The following is a 20,758-nucleotide window of genomic DNA, read 5'->3' on the forward strand; positions in this document are numbered from 1 at the left end:
CCACCGGAACGGGCCTGAGCTGGGCGTCCAGGATCAGCGACTGCATGCCACGGGTCGGGCCACCGATGGTGACCCGGTCGCCCGGCGTGAGCGCGTCGCTGATGTTGGTCATGATCGTGGTCTCGGTCGGACCGTAACCGTTGTGGAAACGGCGGCCAGAACCGTCGGGAGCGCCACCCCACTTGGCGACCAGATCGGCGGGCACCGCCTCGCCGCCCGCAACGATCACCCGCATCCCGGCCAGCGCGGCCGAATCCAGCGAGGCGAGCACCGATGGGGTGATGAAGGCGTGCGTGACCCGCTCGGCGCGGATCAGCTCGGACAGTTCCTCGCCGCCGTACACGCCGGGCGGGCAGACCACGAGCGCGCCGCCGCGACCGATCGCCAGCAGGAATTCCAGGATCGATGCGTCGAAGCTGGGCGAGGCGAAATGCAGTGCGCGCGTGTCGGAATCGACGTCGTAGCGCTCGTTCTGCTCGTCGCGGAAGTTGGCAAGGCCCGCGTGGGTGACCACGACGCCCTTGGGCACGCCGGTGGAACCGGAGGTGTAGATGACGTAGGCCGGGTGCTCCGGCCGCACCGGGCGCACCCGGTCGGCGTCGGTGATCGCGGCGGCGTCGAACCCGTCGAGATCCAGCTCGTCGAGCACCAGCCACTCGACCGACTCGGGCAGCTCGGCGCGCACCGACGCCACGGTCAGACCGATCGGGGAGCCGGAGTCGGTGACCATGTGCGCGATGCGGTCGGCCGGATAGGTCGGGTCGATCGGCACGAACGCGCCACCGGACTTCGACACCGCCCACTCGGCGAAGTACGACTCGTCCGATCGCGGCACGGCGACCGCCACCAGATCCTCGGTGCCGATGCCGCGCTCGATCAGCAAGCGGGCCAGGCGGTTCGACCGCGCGTCCAGCTCGCCGTAGGACACACTTCTCCCCTGGAACACCACGGCGGGCGCTTCGGGATTCATGGCGGCGGCCTCGGCGATCAGGTCGGGCAGCGTCCGCGCGGGTGTGGCGGGGGCGCCGGTGCGCGCGACCAGGTCGGCGCGCTCGGCGGCGTCGAGCACGTCGATCGCGCCGACGGTCACCGACGGATCGGCCGCCACCGCCGCGAGCACACGCTCCCAGCGGTCCACGATGGCCGCCGCTGTGGTCTCGTCGAACAGCTCGGTGGCGTAGGTCAGCGCCAGCGCCATGGCGCCGGAACCGGTTTCGCCGCGCTCGGCGAGGGTGAACTGCAAGTCGAAGCGCGCGACGTTCTCTTCCAGGTCCAGCGCGGACACCGAGAGGCCGGGCAGCTCGAGGGTGGTGCGCTCCAGGTTCTGGAACGCCAGCATCACCTGGAACAGCGGGTTGCGGGCCTGCGAGCGCTCCGGCGCGAGCAGTTCCACCAGCCGCTCGAACGGCACGTCGGCGTTGCCGTAGGCGTCCAGGTCGGTGCGGCGCACCCGGTCGAGCAGATCGGCGAACGACTCGCCCGGCGCGATGCCCGTGCGCAGTACCAGCGTGTTGACGAACATGCCGACCAGGTCGTCCAGCGCGGCCTCGCCACGTCCTGCGACCGGCGTGCCGACCGCGACGTCGTCGCTGCCGGACAGCCGCGCCAGCAGCACCGCCAGCGCGCCGTGCATCACCATGAACAGCGACGCGCCGCGCTGCCGCGCGATCTCCTCCAGCGCGGCGACCAGGTCACCGGACAGCTCGCGGTGCAGCGTCGCGCCGCGGTGCGAGGCGACGGCAGGCCGCGGGCGGTCGGTGGGCAGGGCCAGCTCGTCGGGGATGTCGTCGAGGGCGTGCCGCCAGTAGGCGACCTGCTTCGCCAGCAGCGAATCGGGATCGTCTTCCGAGCCCAGGATCTCGCGCTGCCAGACCGCGAAGTCGGCGTACTGCACCGCCAGTGGCGCCCAACCGGGGGCGCTGCCGGTGCTGCGCGCGGTGTAGGCGGCCATCACGTCGCGGGTCAGCGGGCCCATCGAGAAGCCGTCGGCCGCGATGTGGTGCACCACGACGACGAGCACGTGCTCGTCCGGGCCGGCCGCGTAGAGCCGGGTGCGCAGCGGAACCTGTTCGGCCACATCGAAGCCGGTGGTGACGAACTCGGTGACGGTCTCGATCAGCCGCGCCGGATCGACCGGCTCGGGATGCAGATCCAGCGCGATGTCCTCGGCGGGCACGATCACCTGGACCGGGGTGCCGCCGTGCTCGGGGTAGCGGGTGCGCAGCGATTCGTGCCTGCGCACCACATCGGCCACCGCCAACCGCAGCGCCTCCACGTCCAGCGCGCCGGTGAGCCGGATGGCGATCGGCAGGTTGTAGGCCGCCGAGGAGGTGTCGTATTTGTTCAGGAACCACATGCGCTGCTGCGCGAACGACAGCGGCACCAGTTCGCCCGCCGCGCGCTCGCGGGCGACGAGACGAGCCCGCGCCGCGCCGTCGGCGTGCGATTCCACCCGCGCGGCGAGCGCTTCCACCGTCGAGGCCTCGAACAGGGTGCGCACCGCGACGGTCGTGCCGAGCGCGGAGCCGATGCGGGCGACGACCCTGGTGGCGATCAGCGAGTTGCCGCCGAGGTCGAAGAAGTCGTCGTCCACGCCGACCCGGTCCAGGCCGAGCACGTCGGCGAACACCGCCGCCACGGTCTCCTGCACCGGGGTGACCGGCGCGCGGAACGCACGGGACTGCGCGGTCGGGGCGGGCAGCGCACGACGGTCCAGTTTCCCGTTGACCGTCAGCGGGATCCACTCCAGCCGCACCACGGCCGAGGGCACCATGTAGGCGGGCAGCTGCGCGGCCGCGCCGTCGCGCACCGCGTCCAGCGCGGGCTCGGCGCCCGGCTCGGACACCACGTACGCGACGATCCGCTGATCGCCGGGCTGGTCCTCGCGCACGATGACCGCGGCCTGGGCGATGCCGGGCTGGGCCAGGATCGCGGATTCGATCTCGCCGAGCTCGATGCGGAAACCGCGCACCTTCACCTGATCGTCGGCGCGGCCCAGGTACTCGAGCTCGCCGAAGCGGTTCCAGCGGGCGAGGTCGCCGGAGCGATACAGTCGCCCACCCGGCGTGTCGCCCATCGGGTCGGCGACGAAACGGGTCGCCGACAGGTCGGGGCGTCCGAGGTAGCCGCGCGCCAATTGCGGGCCTGCCACGTACATCTCACCCGCGACGCCGACCGGCACCGGGCGCAGCCTGCTGTCGAGCACGTACACCCGCAGCCCGGCGATGGCGCGGCCGACCACGCTGCCGGAGGCGGCGGCGATGGTCGCGGCGTCCAGCGCGCGGTAGGACACGTGCACCGTGGTCTCGGTGATGCCGTACATGTTGACCAGCAGCGGCCCGGTGGAGGCACCGGTGCCGTCGCCGTGGCGCGCCACCCACTCCGACAGCCTGCGCAGCTCCAGCGCCTCACCGCCGAACACCACGTACCGCAGCGCCAGCGGCGCGGCGTCGGCCGCGGCGTTCCGGTCGGCTTCGGCCAGCTGGTAGAACGCCGACGGGGTCTGGTTGAGCACCGTGACGCGTTCGGCGCGCAGCAGTTCCAGGAACTGCTCCGGCGAGCGCGAGGTGTAGTAGTCGACCACCACGAGGGTGCCGCCGAACAGCAGCGGACCCCACAGCTCCCACACCGAGAAGTCGAAGGCGTAGCTGTGGAACAGCGTCCACACGTCCTCGGGGCCGAAACCGAAGTCGCGGTCGGTGTTGGCGAACAGCCGCACCACGTTCCGGTGCGCGACCGCGACGCCCTTCGGGCGGCCGGTCGAGCCGGAGGTGTAGATCACGTACGCGACGTTGTCCGGCGTGAGCGCGGAGTTGCGGTCGGCGTTGGTGATCGGGGCGTCGTCGGCGTCCTCGATGTTGCCGGTCTCCACCGCGAACCCGTCCAGCACGACCGACGGCAGCCCGGCGGGCACCTCGACCTGCACCGTGGAGTCGAGCACCACGCTGGTCGGCCGGGAATCGGCGAGCACGTAGGCGATGCGCTCGGCCGGGTAGGTCGGGTCGACCGGCACGTAACCCGCGCCGGTCTTCACCACGGCCAGCAGCGCGACCACCAGGTCCAGCGAGCGCGGCAGGATCACCGCGACCAGCGTCTCCGGCCCGGCGCCGTCGCTGATCAGCCTGCGCGCCAGCACATTCGCGCGCCGGTCCAGCTCGGCGTAGGTCAGCGTCTCCACGCCGAAGCGGGCGGCCACGCGGTGCGGGTGCGCGGCCACGGCCGCGTCGAACAATCCGACCAGGGTGATGTCCGGATCGGCGAACAGGCCCGCGACGCTCTCGGAGCCCGACGACACCCAGCGCTGGGCGACGTCCAGCCGCTCGCCCTCGCCGAGCAGATCGATGTCGCCGATCACGACTCGCGGATCCTCGGCGACGCCGCGCAGGATGCGCACGAAACGATCGGCGAACGCGGCCACCGTCTCGGGATCGAACAGTTCGGTGGCGTAGTTCCACGACAGCGTCAGCCCGCCGTCGGCGGCCTCGCCCACGGTGAGCTGCACATCGAATTTCGCGGTCCCGGGGTCGAATTCGACCGCGGCGACCTCGAGGCCGCCGGGCAGCGCGACCGCACCCAGATCGGCCGCCGAGGCCGCCTCGAAGGTCAGCGCGACCTGGAACAGCGGATGGTGCGCCTGCGAGCGCGCCGGGCTGAGCACGTCCACCAGCCGCTCGAACGGCACGTCGGCGTTGGCGAACGCGGCCAGATCGGTGCGGCGCACCTGCTCGAGCAGCTCGTCGAAGCCCGCGCCCGGCTCCACCTGGCTGCGCAGCACGAGCGTGTTGACGAACATGCCCACCACGTCGTCGAGCGCGCGTTCACCACGGCCCGCGATCGGCGTGCCGATCGCGATGTCGGTGCTGCCCGACAACCGGCCCGCCCACACCGCCAGCGCGGCGTGCACCACCATGAACAGCGTCACGCCGCGAGCGCGCGCCAGCTCCGCCAGCGCTTCGTGCACCTGCGCGTCCACCGCGAAGTCGTGCGTGCCGCCTGCGTTCGAGGCGATCTCGGGCCGGGGCCGATCGGCGGGCAGCTCGATCTGGTCGGGCAGGTCACGCAGCTGCTCGGTCCAGTAGGCGATCTGCCTGGCCGCCACGGAGTCCGCGTCGTCCTCGGCGCCGAGCACCTCGCGCTGCCACAGCGCGTAGTCGGCGTACTGCACCTCCAGCGGGGCCCACGAGGGAACCTCGCCGCGAGCGCGCTCGGTGTAGGCGAGCACGACATCGCGCAGCAACGGCCGCAGCGAGAAGCCGTCCGCGCTGATGTGATGCATCACCAGCACCGCGACGTGCTCGGTCGCCGACAGCGACAGCAGGCTCGCTCGGAACGGGATCTCGGCGGTCACGTCGAAACCGACGCTCGCCAGCTCGACGATCCGCGCGGGCAGTTCCTCCGCGGCGACCGGCTCGGCGACCAGGTCGAAGCCGACCTCGCCTGCCGGGAGCACGCGCTGATACCCGGTGCCCTCCACCTCGGGGTAGATGGTGCGCAGCGCCTCGTGCCGCGCGAGCACGTCACCGATGGCCGCGCCCAGCGCGGCGACGTCCAGCGCACCGGTCAGCCGCAGCGCGACCGGGATGTTGTTCACCGCGGTGCGGTTGTCGAACCGGTTGAGGAACCACATCCGCTGCTGCGCGAGCGACAACGGCACCAGCTCGGGCCGCTCCCGCGCCACCAGCGGCGTGCGGCCGCCCTCGTCCGCGACGGATTCCACCTTCGCCGCCAGCGCGGCCACGGTCGACGCCTCGAACAGTGTGCGCACCGGGACCTGCGTGTTCAGCGCCTCGCCCAGCCGCGCCGCCACCTGGGTGGCGACCAGCGAGTTGCCGCCGAGTTCGAAGAAGTCGTCGTCCAGGCCGACCCGCTCCACGCCGAGCACCTCGGCGAAGGTCTCGGCCACGATCTCCTGCACCGGCGTCGTGGCCGCGCGGAACACCTTGGCCTCGAACACCGGCTCCGGCAGCGCCTTGCGATCCAGCTTGCCGGAAGCGTTCAGCGGGAACTCGTCGAGCACCACGTAGGCCGCGGGCACCATGTACCCGGGCAGCCGCGCGCCGAGTTCGGCCTTGACCGACTCGACGTCCACCACCCGGTCCGGGTCCGTCACCAAGTAGGCGACCAGTTGGTCACCCGTCCGCTCGTCGGTGCGCACCACGACCACCGCTTGCGCCACCGAATCCAGCGCCGTGAGCGCCGACTCGATCTCGCCGAGCTCGATGCGCAGACCGCGCACCTTCACCTGGAAGTCGGTGCGGCCCAGGTACTCCAGCTCACCGTCTTCGGTCCAGGCCACCAGGTCGCCGGTGCGGTACATCCGCTCGGCGTCGCCGAACGGGTTGGCCACGAAACGTTCGGTGGTCAGGTCGGGGCGGCCCACATAGCCGTGCGCCAGCTGCGCGCCCGCGAGGTACAGCTCGCCGGGCACGCCGACCGGAACCGGCCGCAGCCGCGAATCCAGCACGTACACCTGGGTGTTGAACACCGGGGCGCCGATCGGCACCGACACGGTGTCGTGGTCGGTCACCTCGTGGAAGGTGACATCGACCGCGGCCTCGGTGGGGCCGTACAGGTTGTGCAGCCGCGCGCCGGTCAGCTCGCGCAGCTTCTGCGCGGTCACCGCGGGCAGCGCCTCACCGGAGGCGAAAACGTTGCGCAGGCTGGTGCATTCGGCCGCACGCTCCTCGGCGACGAACACCGACAGCATCGACGGCACGAAGTGCACCGTGGTGACCTGCTCGTCGACGATCAGCCGCGCCAGGTACGCGGGATCGCGATGCCCGTCCGGCTTGGCCACCACCAGGCGCGCGCCGACCTGCAACGGCCAGAAGAACTCCCACACCGACACGTCGAAGGTCGCGGGCGTCTTCTGCAACACCACGTCGTAGGCCGCCAAGCCGTACTCGGCGTGCATCCACACCAGACGGTTGACGATCGCGGCGTGCGAGACCGCGACGCCCTTCGGGCGGCCGGTCGAACCGGAGGTGAAGATCACGTACGCGGTGTTGGCCGGACGCAGCGGCTTGTGCCGGTCGGCGTCGGTCAGCGGCTGGTCGGAGAACTCCGACAGGTCGAGCTGATCGATGCGCACCTGGCGGGAGACGGTGGTCTCCAGATCGGAACCGGAGGTCAGCACGCACACCGGGCGCGCGGTCTCCAGGATGTAGTCGATGCGCTCGGCCGGATGGTCCGGATCCAGCGGCACGTACGCGCCGCCCGCGGCGTTCACCGCGTACATGCCGACCACCAGGTCGATCGAGCGGCGCATGCCCAGCGCCACATACGATTCCGGCCCGACGCCGTTGACCTTCAGCCAGCGCGCAAGCTGGTGGACCCGGCGGGCGAACTCGGCGTAGGAGAGACTTGTCCCCTCGAACGTCACGGCGGGACTGTCCGGGGTCCGCGCGACCTGGGCTTCGAACAGCGAGACCAGCGTCGCGGCGGCGTCGCCGACCGGCGAGGTGAGCGCGGCGTCGACCGCGAATTCGGTGGCGTTCCACCGCTCGATGACCAGGGCCCGCTCGGCGTCGTCGAGCAGATCGATGTCGCCGACGGTGACCGACGGATCGGCGGCGATGCCGCGCAGCACGCGCACGAAGCGCTCGGCGAACGTCCCGGCGAACACCCCGTCGAAAAGATCGGTGGCGTAGACGAGTTCGGCGTCCATCGCCGTCTCCGCGCCGGGGACCTCGCTGAGCGTGAGCTGCAGGTCGAACTTCGCCGTCGGCTGGTCGATGCCCAGCTCGGAGACGGTGAGACCGGGCAGCTCCAGCGCGGTGCGGCCGAGGTTCTGGAACGACAGCATCACCTGGAACAGCGGGTGGCGCGCCTGCGAGCGCGCCGGGTTGAGCACCTCGACCAGCCGCTCGAACGGCACGTCGGCGTGCGCGAACGCCTGCAGGTCGCGTTCGCGGACCCGGCCGAGCAGCTCGGCGAACGACTCGGCGGTGTCCACCTGAGCGCGCAGCACCAAGGTGTTGACGAACATGCCGACCAGATCGTCGAGCGCCTGCTCGCCACGACCGGCGACCGGGATGCCGATGGCGATGTCCTCGGAGCCGCTCAACCGCGCCAGCAGGGCGGCGAACGCGCCGTGCACCACCATGAACAGCGTGCTGCCGTGCGTCTGCGCGACCCGGTTCAGGTCCTCGATCAGCTCGCCCGGCACGCGGAACCGGTAGGTGCCCGCACCGTAGGAGGCGACCGCGGGGCGCGGGCGACCGGCCAGGCGCAGTTCGTCGGGCAGTCCGGCCAGCGTTTCGCGCCAGTAGTCGAGCTGCTCGGAGATCAGCGAGGTCGGGTCCTCCTCGGAGCCGAGCGTGTCGCGCTGCCACAGCGCGAAGTCCACGTACTGCACCGCCAGCGGCGGCCAGCCGGGCTCGGCCGCGGAGGTGCGCGCCACGTAGGCGGTCATCAGGTCGCGGACCAGCGGACGCATGGAGAAGCCGTCCGCGGCGATGTGGTGCACCACGACGACCAGCACGTAGTCGTCGGGGGCGAGCCGGTAGGCGCGCAGGCGCACCGGCGGCTGGGTGGTCACGTCGAAACCGCGCTCGACGAACTCGTAGAGCACGCCCAGCAATTGGCCCTCGGCCACCTCGACCACGTCGAGTTCGGGGATCGCCCTGGTGGCGTTCAGCACGCGCTGGTAGGCCACACCGTCGCGGGACGGGTAGATGGTCCGCAGCGATTCGTGGCGGCCGACCACGTCGGCGATCGCTCCGCGCAGCGCGTCCAGATCCAGCGCGCCTTCCAGCCGCACCGCGGCCGGGATATTGTTCGCGGCGGAGTCGGCGTCGAAGCGGTTGAGGAACCACATGCGCTGCTGCGCCAGCGACAGCGGCGGGTGCTCGGGACGCACCTGTGCCGTGAGCGCCTGGCGCGCACCGCTTCCCGCGTGCGACTCGATCCGCGCGGCGAGCGCGCCGACGGTCGGCGCCTCGAACAGCACACGCACGCCGACCTCGGTGTTCAGCGCGGCGCTGACCCGGGCGACCACCTGCGTTGCGACCAGCGAGTTGCCGCCGAGCTCGAAGAAGTCGTCGTCCACGCCGACGCGCGGCACGCCGAGCAGGTCGGCGAAGATCTCCGCGACGATCTCCTCGATCGGAGTCGACGGCGCGCGGAACACCCTGGCCTCGAACACCGGCGCGGGCAGCGCCTTGCGATCCAGCTTGCCGGAGGCGTTGACCGGGAAGGCGTCCAGCACGACCAGCGCGGCCGGGACCATGTAGCCGGGCAGCGCCCCGGCCAGCGCGGTCTTCACCTCGTCGATGTCGACGGCCACATACGGTTCGCAGACCAGGTAACCCACCAGCTGGTCGCCGGCGTGCGCGTCGGAGCGCAGCACGACCACCGCCTGCGCGATCCCGGGCTGCGCCAGCAGCGCGGCCTCGATCTCGCCCAGCTCGATGCGCAGACCGCGCAGCTTCACCTGGAAGTCGGTGCGGCCCAGGTAGTCCAGCTCGCCGTGCGGCGTCCAGGCCACCAGGTCGCCGGTGCGGTACATCCGCTCGCCCGGCGCGCCGTAGGGGTTGGCCACGAACCGGTCGGCGGTCAGGTCGGTGCGGCCGAGGTAGCCCAGCGCCAGCTGTTCGCCCGCGAGATACAGCTCACCCGCGACACCCGGCGCGACCGGGTGCAGGCGGCTGTCGAGCACGAAGACGCGGGTGTTCCACACCGGGCGTCCGATCGGCACCGACACCGTGTCGGCGTCCGTCGCCTCGTGATAGGTCACGTCGACGGCGGCCTCGGTCGGGCCGTACAAGTTGTGCAGGCGCGCGCCGGTCAGCTCGCGCAAACGCTGCGCGGTCTGCGCGGGCAGCGCCTCGCCGGAGGCGAAGACCTGCCGCAGCCGCGGCGACGGCAGTCCGTCGCCGTTCTCGTTGCCCAGCGTGGAGACGAACACCGACAGCATGGACGGCACGAAATGCGCCGTGGTGATCTGCTTCTCGGCGATGATCTGGGACAGGTACACCGGGTCGCGGTGACCGTCCGGGCGCGCGACGACCAGCCTTGCGCCGGTCTGCAACGGCCAGAAGAACTCCCACACCGACACGTCGAACGTGGCGGGCGTCTTCTGCAGCACCGCGTCGTCGCGGCCGATCGGATACTCGTGCTGCATCCACAGCAGCCGGTTCACGATCGCGGCGTGGCTGACCGCCACGCCCTTCGGACGACCGGTGGAACCGGAGGTGAAGATCACGTACGCGGTGTTCTCCGGCCGCAGCGGGCGCGTGCGCTCGGCGTCGGTGATCGGCGCGCCGCTGGTCTCGGCGAACCCGGGCACGCCCTCGATGCCCTCCACCGACAGCGCGGTCACTTCCGGCTGCGGGTCGAGGCCGAATCCGTCCGCCGAGCGGTACAGGATCATCCGCGGGCGCGCGGTCTCGATGATGTAGTTGATCCGCTCGGCGGGCTGGTCCGGGTCCAGCGGCACATAGGCCGCGCCGGTCTGCACCACCGCGTACATCGCGACCACCAGTTCGGTGGAACGCCGCAGCGCCAGCGCCACCAGCGATTCCGGGCCGACGCCCGCGCCGATGAGCTGGCGGGCGATGCGGTTGGCCCGCTCCTGGAACTGACGGTAGGTCAGCCGCTCGCCCTCGAAGTCCAGCGCGATCGCGTCCGGCGTCGCCGCCGCCTGCGCGTCGAACAGCGAGACCAGCGTCGCGACCTGATCCACCGGGTGTCCGGTGTCGTTCCAATCGACCAGCACCCGAGCGCGTTCCTCGGACGCCAGCAACTCGATGTCGCCGATCGGGACGTCCGGGTCGGCGGTCACGGCCGCGAGGATGCGGTCGAGGCGCCGGGCGAACGCCGCGACGGTGGGCTCGTCGAAAAGATCGAGGGCGTAGGAGAACTCGGCCGACATGCCCGCCGAATCGCCTTGCTCGTCCTGGGTCTCCGACAGCGTCAGCTGCAGGTCGAACTTGGCCAGCCGCGCGTCGTAGTCGATGCCGTTGACGGAGAGACCGGGCAGCTCCAGGCTGGCCTGCCTGGTGTTCTGGAAGGTCAGCATGACCTGGAACAGCGGGTGGCGCGCCTGCGAGCGCGCCGGGTTGAGCACCTCGACCAGACGCTCGAACGGCACGTCGGCGTGCGCGAACGCGTGCAGGTCGGTCTCGCGGGCGCGGGCGAGCAGGTCGGCGAAGCTCATCGCGCCGTCCACCTCGGTGCGCAGCACCAGGGTGTTGACGAACATGCCGATCAGGTCGTCCAGCGCGGCTTCACCGCGACCGGCGACCGGGGTGCCGATCGCGATGTCGCTGGTGCCGCTCGCGCGCGCCAGCAGCACCGCCAGCGCGCTGTGCAGCACCATGAACAGCGAGGCGTTGTGCTTGCGGCCCAGCTCGATCAGCGCGCGCTGGGTCTCGCCGGAGATCACGAACGGGTAGGTGCCGCCGCGGTAGGACGCCACGGCGGGGCGCGGCCGATCCGACGGCAGCGTCAATTCGTCGGGCAGGTCGGCCAGTTCGCGCGTCCAGTACCGGATCTGATTGGAGATCAGCGAACTCGGGTCGTCCTCGGAGCCGAGCACCTCGCGCTGCCACAGCGCGTAGTCGGCGTACTGCACCGGCAGCGCCGACCAGGCGGGCGCCTCCCACGACGTGCGCGCGGCGTAGGCCACCATCACGTCGCGGGCCAGCGGGCCCATCGACCAGCCGTCGGCCGAGATGTGGTGCACCACCATGCCGAGCACGTACTCGGTCTCGCTGATCTCGAACAGCCGCGCGTGCAGCGGCACTTCGCTGGTCACGTCGAACGCCATCGACGCCAGCTCGACCAAGTGATCGATCAGGTTGTGCTCGGTCACCGGCACCGGGGTCAGGTCCGGCACGATCTGCGCCGCGTCCAGCACCACCTGCACCGGGCCGGTCTTGGTCTCCGGGAACACCGTCCGCAGCGACTCGTGCCTGTCGATCACGTCGATGACCGCGACCTGCAACGCGGCGATGTCCAGATCGCCGGACAACCGGATCGCGACCGGGATGTTGTTGACCGCCGACGAGGTGTCGAACCGGTTGAGGAACCACATGCGCTGCTGCGCCAGCGACAGCGGCACCTGCTCCGGGCGCTGCCTGGCGACCAGCGCCTTGCGCGCGCCGTCACCGGCGTGCGACTCCACCCGCGCGGCCAGCGCCTCGACCGTGGACGCCTCGAACAGCATGCGCACCGGCACCCTGGTGTCCAGCGCGATGCCGAGGCGGGAGGCCACCTGGGTGGCGATCAGCGAGTTGCCGCCCAGCTCGAAGAAGTCGTCGTCGACGCCGACGCGGGAGATGCCGAGCACCTCGCCGAAGATCTGCGCGACGATCTCCTCGATCGGCGTGGTGGGCGCGCGGAATTCGCGCACCTCGAACACCGGCGCGGGCAGCGCCTTGCGGTCCAGCTTGCCGGAGGCGTTCAGCGGGAACGCCTCGAGCACCACGATGGCCGAGGGCACCATGTACGCGGGCAGCGTGCGGTGCAGGGCGTTCTTGATGTTGTCGATGTCGACCGGGCCGCCGGTGCTCACCACGTAGGCGACCAGCTGATCACCCGCGACGGTCTCCATGACCAGCACCACGGCCTGGGTGACGGCCGGGTGGTCGAGCAGGGCGGTCTCGATCTCGCCGAGCTCGATGCGCTGACCGCGGAACTTCACCTGGAAGTCGGTGCGGCCGATGTACTCCAGCACACCGGCGCTGCCCACTTCGGGATCGCGCGGCCGCACCCAGCGCACCAGGTCGCCGGTGCGGTACAGGCGGGAGCCGGGCGGGCCGAACGGGTCGGCGACGAAGCGTTCCGCGGACAGGTCGGCGCGGCCGTGGTAACCGCGGGCGGTCTGCACGCCGCCGAGGTACAACTCGCCGGGCACGCCGACCGGCACCGGAGCAAGGCCCTCGTCGAGCACGTAGGTCTGCGCGTTCCACACCGGGCGGCCGATCGGCACCGACGTCGGCGCGACCTCGTTGAGGTGCCAGGCGGTGGCGTGCACGGTGAACTCGGTCGGACCGTACAGGTTGTGCACCGCGGCGGTGGAGAACTGCCGGAACGCGGTGACGGTCGCGGGCGGCAGCGCCTCACCGGCGACGAGAACCGCACGCAGCGAAGCGCATTCGGCGGTGTCCGCGGCGCCAGCGAACACCGAGAGCATGGACGGCACGAACGAGGTCATGGTGACCCGGTGCCGACCGATGATCTCCGAGAGGTAGATCGGATCGCGATGACCGTCCGGCGCGGCGATCAGCATGCGGGCGCCGACGGCCAGCGTGCCGAACAGCTCCCACACCGACACGTCGAAGGTGACCGGCGTCTTCTGCAGAATCACGTCGGCCGGGCCGATCCGGTATTCGGCGGTGATCCAGGCGATCTGGTTGACCACCGACGCGTGGCTGACCGCGACGCCCTTGGGGCGGCCGGTGGAACCGGAGGTGTAGAGCACGTACGCGGTGTTCGCCGGGCGCAGCGGGGCGCGGCGCTCCGCGTCGGTGACCGGGCCCTCGTCGAACCCGCTCAGGTCGAGGGTGTCCAGCGTCAGCACCGGGATGTCCGCGGCGGTGACGTTGTCGGCGGTGGTGGTAAGCACGCACACCGGCGAGGAACTGTCGAGCACGTACTCGGTGCGCTCGGCCGGGTGGTCGGGGTCGATCGGCACGTAGCCGCCGCCCGCGGTCAGCGTGGCGTAGATCGCCACCAGCATGTCCACCGAGCGGCGGATGCCGACGGCGACCAACGTCTCCGGGCCGACGCCCGCTTCGATCAGCTTGCGCGCCAGGCTGTTCACTCGCGCGGCGAACTCGGCGTAGGTCAGCTCGACCGGCGCGCCGAACTCCTCCGCGCCGCGGGAGCCGCCGTCGAACACCACGGCCGGATCGTCCGGCCTGCCCCGCACCTGCTCTTCGAACAGGTCGAGCACGGTGGCGGCGGGCACGTCGTGGCGAGTGTGGTTCCACTCGGTCAGCACCCGGGCGCGCTCGGCCTCGTCGAGGATCTCGATGTCGCGCACCGTGGTTCCCGGCGCGGCGACCGCGGCTTCCAGCACACGCAGGTAGCGGCGGCCGAATTCGGCGACGGTGGGCGCGTCGAACAGGTCGGTGGCGAAGGAGATGACCGCGCCCATGCCCGCGGGCTCGCCGTTCGCGCCGCGCTCCTCGGTGACCGTCCACTGCAGGTCGAATTTGGCGATGTCCACCTCGAGCTCGTCGGCGGTGACCGAGAGACCGGGCAGTTCCAGCGTCGCGTGCGACATCTCCTGGAACGACAGCATCACCTGGAACAGCGGGTGGCGCGCCTGCGAGCGGGTCGGGTTGAGCACCTCGACCAGCCGCTCGAACGGCACGTCCGCGAACGCGAACGCGGCGAGGTCGGTTTCCCTGGTGCGGCCGAGGAATTCGGCGAACGACTCGCTGCCGTCCACCTCCGAGCGCAGCACGAGGGTGTTGACGAACATGCCGATCAGGTCGTCGAGCGCCTGCTCGCCGCGCCCGGCCACCGGCGTGCCGATCGCGATGTCGCTGGTGCCGGACAACCGGGCCAGCAGCACGGCCAGCGAGGCGTGCATGACCATGAACAGGCTGACGCCCTGCGCGCGGGCCAGCGCGACCAGCCGCCGGTGCAGCTCGGCGTCGATGTCGAAGCTCACCCGGCTGCCGTGGAAGCTCTGCACCGGCGGACGCGGGCGGTCCGCGGGCAGGTCGAGCTGATCCGGCAGGCCCGCCAGCGCCCTGCGCCAGTAGGCGATCTCGCGCGCCGCCATGGACGCGGGATCGGATTCCGCGCCGAGCAGTTCACGCTGCCAGACGCTGAAGTCCTGGTACTGCACCGGCAGCGGCGCCCAGCTCGGCGCCTCGCCCGCGGCGCGGGACAGGTAGGCGGCGGCCACGTCGCGCGCGAGCGGTCCGAAGGAGAAGCCGTCGGCCGCGATGTGGTGCACCACGAACGCCACCGCGTAGTCGGCCGCGCCGTTGCCGCGCCCGCCGGTGACCGCGAAGACCCGCACCCGGATCGGCAGCTCGCGCGAGACGTCGAACCCGCGCGCGGCGAATTCGGCCAGCGCGCCGTGCAGTTCGGCCTCGTCGATCGGCTGCACCTCGATGCCGAGATCGACCTGATCCACCGGCAGCACCTGCTGGTAGCCGCCGTCGCCGGACTCGGGGAAGACCGTGCGCAGCGACTGCTGTCGCTCCACCACGTCCAGCAGCGCCGACTGCAACGCGTCCAGGTCCACCTGACCGCGCAACCGCACCACGAACGGCAGGTTGTAGGTCGGCACGGTCGGGTCGAACTGGTTGATGAACCACATGCGCTGCTGCGCCAGCGACAGCGGCACCCGCTCCGGCAACTGCTGGGCCACCAGCGGCGGACGCGATTCGCCCACGGGAGCGGCGTTCTCGGCGCGCGCGGCGATACCGGCGACGGTCGGGGTCTCGAACAGCGCGCGCACCCCGATCTGGGTGCCGAACGCGGCGCCGATGCGCGCCACCACCTGGGTGGCGACCAGCGAGTTGCCGCCGAGGTCGAAGAAGTTGTCGTCGATGCCGATGCGGTCCTGGCTGAGCACGTCGGCGAAGATGCCCGCCACGATCTGCTCGGCCTGGGTGCGCGGCGCGCGGAAGTCACCGGCGTCGGCGCTGAACACCGGCTCCGGCAGGGCCTTGCGGTCCAGCTTGCCGCTGGTGTTGAGCGGGAAGGCGTCCAGCACCATGATCGATGCGGGCACCATGTAGCTGGGCAGCTGCTCGGCGGCGAACCTGGTCAGCTCGACCGGCTCGACGGTATGGCCGGGAGCGGGCACGACGTAGGCCACCAACTGCTGACCGGTCGCGGTGTCCACCACCAGCACCACGGCCTGGCTGACCGCGGGATGGGCGAGCAGATCGGTCTCGATCTCGCCGAGCTCGATGCGCTGGCCGCGGAACTTCACCTGGAAGTCGGTGCGGCCGATGTATTCCAGCGTGCCCGCCTCGTTCCAGCGCACGAGGTCGCCGGTGCGGTACATCCGCTCACCGGTGGTCGACAGCGGGTTCGCGACGAAGCGGTCGGAAGTCAGGTCGGGACGGCCGCGGTAACCCCGCGCGAGCTGACGCCCGCCGAGGTACAGTTCGCCCGGCGCGCCGATCGCGGCCGGGCGCAGCCGCGAATCCAGCACGTAGACCTGGACGTTCCACTCCGGGATACCGATCGGCACGGTCACCGTGTCGGCGGCCGTCGCCTCCCAGTAGGTCACCGAGACCGCGGCCTCGGTCGGGCCGTACAGGTTGTGCAGCCCCGCGTCGGTGATCGCGCGGAAACCAGCCGCGGTCTCCGGCGGCAACGCCTCGCCGATCACGAAAACCGCCCGCAGCGTGGCGCATTGGGCCCGCGTGGCGTGCGCGACGAACACCGTGAGCATGGACGGGACGAAGTCGGTGACGGTCACCCCGTGCCGCTGGATCATCTCCGCCACGTACAGCGGGTCGCGGTGCCCGTCGGGCGAGGCGATGACCAGCTTCGCGCCCACCAGCAACGGCAGGAAGTAGCCCCACAGCGACACGTCGAACGTGGTCGCGGTCTTCTGCAGATACACGTCCGCCGCGGTCAGCCGGTACTCGTCGAGCATCCACAGCTGCTGGTTGACGATCGCGTGATGGGTGACCGCGACGCCCTTGGGGCGACCGGTCGAACCCGAGGTGTAGATGACGTAGGCGGTGTTGTCCGGGCGCAACGGCGCGAGGCGGTCGGCGTCGGTCACCGGGTCGGCGGAGTACGCCGAGGTGTCCAGGGTGTCGATCTCCACCCGTCGCACCGAATCCGGCAGCTCCAGCTCGTCGGCCGACAGCGTCAGCACGCACACCGGCGCGGCGCTGTCGAGGATGTAGGCGGTGCGCTCGGCCGGATGGTCCGGATCGATCGGCACGTACGCGCCACCGGCCTTCAGCACGGCGTGCATGCCGATCACCAGTTCCAGCGAACGGCGCATGCCCAGCGCGACCAGCGACTCGGGGCCGACGCCGTCGGCGATCAGGAAGCGGGCCAGCCGGTTGACCCGCGCGTCGAACTCCGCGTAGGTGAGCGTGGCGCCCTCGAAATCGAGCGCGACGTTGTCCGGGGTCAGCGCCATCTGCGCGTCCAGCAGCGCGGCGAGCGTGGTGTCCGGGACATCCTGCTCGGAGTCGTTCCACTCCAGCAGCGTCCGCTCGCGCTCGTCGGCGGTGGTGACCGGAAGCGCCCATACCGTGGCGTCCGCTTCCGCGGCGAGGAAGCGATCGAAGAACTCCAGGAAGCGGCCGTGGTGACGACGCGCCTCGTCCTCGGTGTAGAGGTTGGGGTTGGTCTCGAAATCGATGTGCGAGCGGGTGCCCGCGACCGACTGGTAGAAGTTGACGCCCAGATCCTCGATGCTGCCGGTGGACAGCACGTGCATCTGGCCGACCACCGAGCCGAGCGCGATCTCGTCGTGGAACAGCATGATGTTGACCCACGGACCGAAGAACTCCGTGGTCACCACGCCGTCACCGGCCGCGTCGCGGCGGATGTCCTCGTGCCGGTAGCGCTGGTGCCGCAGCGCGCCGGACACCTCGACCTGCACCTGCTTGAGCAGCTCAGCCACCGTCGTGTCGTGGCCGACGCGCAACCGCAGCGGCACGATGTTCGACGACGCGCCACCCGAGCGGCGCATCGCCGCGGTGGTGCGCGCGGTCACCGGCAGGCTCAGGATGACGTCCTCGACGCCGTTCCACTGCGCCAGATACGCCGCGAAGCCGGCCAGCAGCAGCCCGGCGGGCGAGGAATCGTGTCGCGCGACCGCCGCGTCCAGCGCGGCGTTCTGCTCGTCCGACAGCGCCGCGCTGGCGATGCCGTTGATCGCCGCGGGCGGCGCGGAGCGGCCGGTCAGGCTGGTGCCTTCCTCCAGCCCCGCCACCCGCTGGGCCCAGTACTCCTTGTCGGAGGTGAAGCGCGAGCTCTCCCGGTAGGCGATCTCCTGCTCGAACAGCGTGCGCAGGTCCGTCGCCTTCGACGGCGCGGGCTCGACGCCCTCGGCGTACGCGGTGTACAGCTCGGCGATCCGGTTGACGTTCGTCATGGCGCCGAAGCCGTCGAGCGCGATGTGGTGCGAGCGGCTGTACCAGTACCAGTGATCGTCGGCCAGTTGCAGCGCGGCCGCCTTGATCAGGCGGTCGGTGGTCAGATCGAGCGGGCGGCTGTATTCCGCGCGCATCCACGCCAGCGCGGCGGCCTCCGGATCGGCCTCCGCGCGCAGATCGACGTACTCGACCCGGTCGTAGTCGGCGATCGAGTGGTCGACGAACTGCAACGGCTCGCCGTCACGCTCGACGATCCGCAGGAAACCCGAACCCAGCTCGTGCGAGGCGTCGATGCTGGCCCGGTTGAGCAGCTCGACGTCCAGCTCCCCGCGCAGGTCGACGTACTGCGCGATGTTGACCGGCACCTGCGGGTCGACATGCTGCGCGTACCAGATACCCAGCTGAGCAGGGGACAACGGGAAAGCGCCGGACAAGCCGGGGTCAACCCCTGCACCAGCGTCCGTCCGTTCGCCACCAGTTTCGCCGTTTCCGCCGAAATCCAGCCGGTCCAACCGTAACCTCGCTTCCGGAACACCACGCAAGCGCTCCCCGACCACACCCGGAGAGGGCGCCCACCTATCCGAGCGTGGCGCCTGCGTCTCCAGGTTCAGTTCTCACATCAAATCAGGCAAAAAATGTTCATTTGAACTATCTGTCCAACCGGCCGGGCTCGTTACATGGGCTCGACCGCGCCCAGCACCCACCGACCGGCTCCGCCGGGACCTTCTTTGCGAATCACCGGATCAATCTACCGTCGCCCCCGGCGGGCAACCAACCAACGGTCATAGCCGATAAACATCAGTGCTGGTTACCGCCCTGGAAAAGGTTTGCCAGGAGGATGTTGCGGTTCTCACATGAGTCACCCGCGTATCAAACCGGCACTTTCGCGCCGAGGGAGGCGGGCGCCTACGGCAGCTGCCGTCACCGGACGGGGGCACCGTGGACCAGGATCGCCGCGCGCCGCCGCCTGGGTTCCCGAGCCACGCCTACCCAGCCGATCCCGCGACGACCCCCTGCCCACCGACCACGCTGTCCGCCCTGCCCGCCGACCGCACTACTCCGACCGCACTGCCCCGCCGACCGCACTACTCCGACCGCACTGCCCCGCCGACCGCACTGCTCCGACCGCACTGCCCCGCCGACCGCACTACTCCGACCGCACTGCCCCGCCGACTGCTGCCCGCCGACCAGGGCAGATGGGCGGCCGCCACGACTAATCGCGCGATGCGCCCGCCGGCCCACGCACGCGCGCCGGGTCGTAGAGGTGGGACTGCGCGCACGACACCGCGGGCGTGAGCGCGCGGCCCACCAGGATCACCGCGGCCTGCCGCAGTCCGGCGGCCTCGACCTGGTCGGCGATGTCGTTCAGGGTGCCGCGCAGTATCAGCTGCTCGGGCTGGCTGGCCCGGTAGACGACGGCGACCGGGCAGTCCGGCCCGTAATCGGCGGCCAGTTCGGCGGCCAAGACGCGGATGCGGGTGATAGCCAGGTGCAGCGCGAGCGTGGCGCCGGTGGCCGCGAAGTTCGCCAGCGCTTCGGACTCGGGCATCGCGGTGGAGCGTGCCTGCGCGCGGGTCAGCACGACCGACTGGACCAGCTCCGGCACCGTCAGCTCCGCACCGAGCACCGCCGCCGCGGCGGCATAGGCGGGCACGCCCGGTGTGACGTCCCAAGGAACCCCGAGCGCGTCCAGCCTGCGGGTCTGCTCGGTCAGCGCCGAATACAGCGACGGGTCGCCCGAGCACAGGCGGGCCGCGTCCCGGCCGTCCCGGTGCGCCCGCAGCAGATGCTCGGTGATCTGGTCGAGGTCCAAGTGCTGGGTATCCACCAGCTCTGCGTCCGGCGCGCAGTACGCCAGCACGTCCGGATCCAGATACGTCCCCGCGTACAGGCACACCGGCGACGCGCGCAGCAACTCGACCGCGCGCACCGTCAACAAATCGGCCGCGCCCGGCCCGGCCCCGATGAAGTGCACGGTCATGGGCGCGAGTGTATTGACCACCGGGCATCGCTCCTTCGGCGACCGAGCGCCGGAGTGCGCCCGATCCCTCCGGAGCGGCGGGAACACCGGAAGCCGATGTCCGGTGGGCGCGGCGGTCTCACCCGCAGCCCAGTCGATCTTCTCGCCCCACCCCGTTCCAGCGCGTCAGCGCTCAGGAGGCCCGGCAATCGAGCGTCGCGCGGACGCGCCGGTCAGGCGGTGGCGTCGAAGTGGGCGATCACCTTGTCCGGGCGGAGGCGGACGACGAGTTCGCCCGGCACGCCGTTGCGCTTGCCGAATTCCTCGGCGCGGTCGGCACCCATGTAGCGGCCGCCGATCTCGGTGGCGGTGCGCAGCAGTTCGTCCGGGTCTTCCGAGAGGGTGACCGTGCCCCGCAGCTGGACCGACGCGTAGGGCGGCTCTTCCAGGTCGACACACACCGCGACGCGCCCGTCCCTGGCGAACGCCTTGCCCTTCACGGTGGACTTGCCGGTGTTGAAGACCAGGTCGTCCCCCTCGACGACGAACCACACCGGCGTCACCATCGGCGTGCCGTCGGCGGCCACGAACGCCACCTTGCCGGTGCGGGTGCCGTGGGTGAGAAACTCGCGCACTTCGGGATCGGAAAGAGAAGCCATCCGCTCACCCTAGGTGTCGCTTCGCGATCGCTCGGCACGGTTGATCAGATCGGCACCGTTCGGCTGATGGGGGGTCGTTCGATCCGCCGCGG

At 71.0% G+C, this 20,758-nt stretch carries 3 protein-coding genes (1 of these 3 cut by a window edge); all 3 read right to left on the bottom strand.

Features of this window, described 5'->3' with window-relative positions; translation table 11 throughout:
* A protein-coding gene (locus tag ACWDMM_RS07440; protein ID WP_449936519.1) for a non-ribosomal peptide synthase/polyketide synthase crosses the window boundary here: on the bottom strand, positions 1-18,559 show its start. Its footprint begins 25,124 nt before the window's first position; 18,559 of the gene's 43,683 nt are visible here — the first part of the coding sequence; it begins with the start codon at positions 18,557-18,559; its stop codon lies off the left edge, out of view.
* Positions 18,560-19,260: 701 nt separating this feature from the next.
* The gene (cobM, locus tag ACWDMM_RS07445) at positions 19,261-20,028 is read right to left on the bottom strand and encodes a precorrin-4 C(11)-methyltransferase (protein WP_357206477.1); all 768 of its coding nucleotides are present in this window, start codon (positions 20,026-20,028) and stop codon (positions 19,261-19,263) included.
* Positions 20,029-20,240: 212 nt separating this feature from the next.
* On the bottom strand, positions 20,241-20,666 hold the full coding sequence (locus ACWDMM_RS07450; RefSeq protein WP_195078321.1) for a PPOX class F420-dependent oxidoreductase: 426 nt from the start codon (positions 20,664-20,666) through the stop codon (positions 20,241-20,243).
* Positions 20,667-20,758: the final 92 nt, after the last annotated feature.

It is taken from the genome of Nocardia sp. NPDC003726, assembly GCF_053586955.1.

Coding starts and splice junctions, on each gene's coding strand:
- cobM (WP_357206477.1), bottom strand. CDS start 20,028: ATGACCGTGCACTTCATCGGGGCCGGGCCGGGCGCGGCCGATTTGTTG.
- ACWDMM_RS07450 (WP_195078321.1), bottom strand. CDS start 20,666: ATGGCTTCTCTTTCCGATCCCGAAGTGCGCGAGTTTCTCACCCACGGC.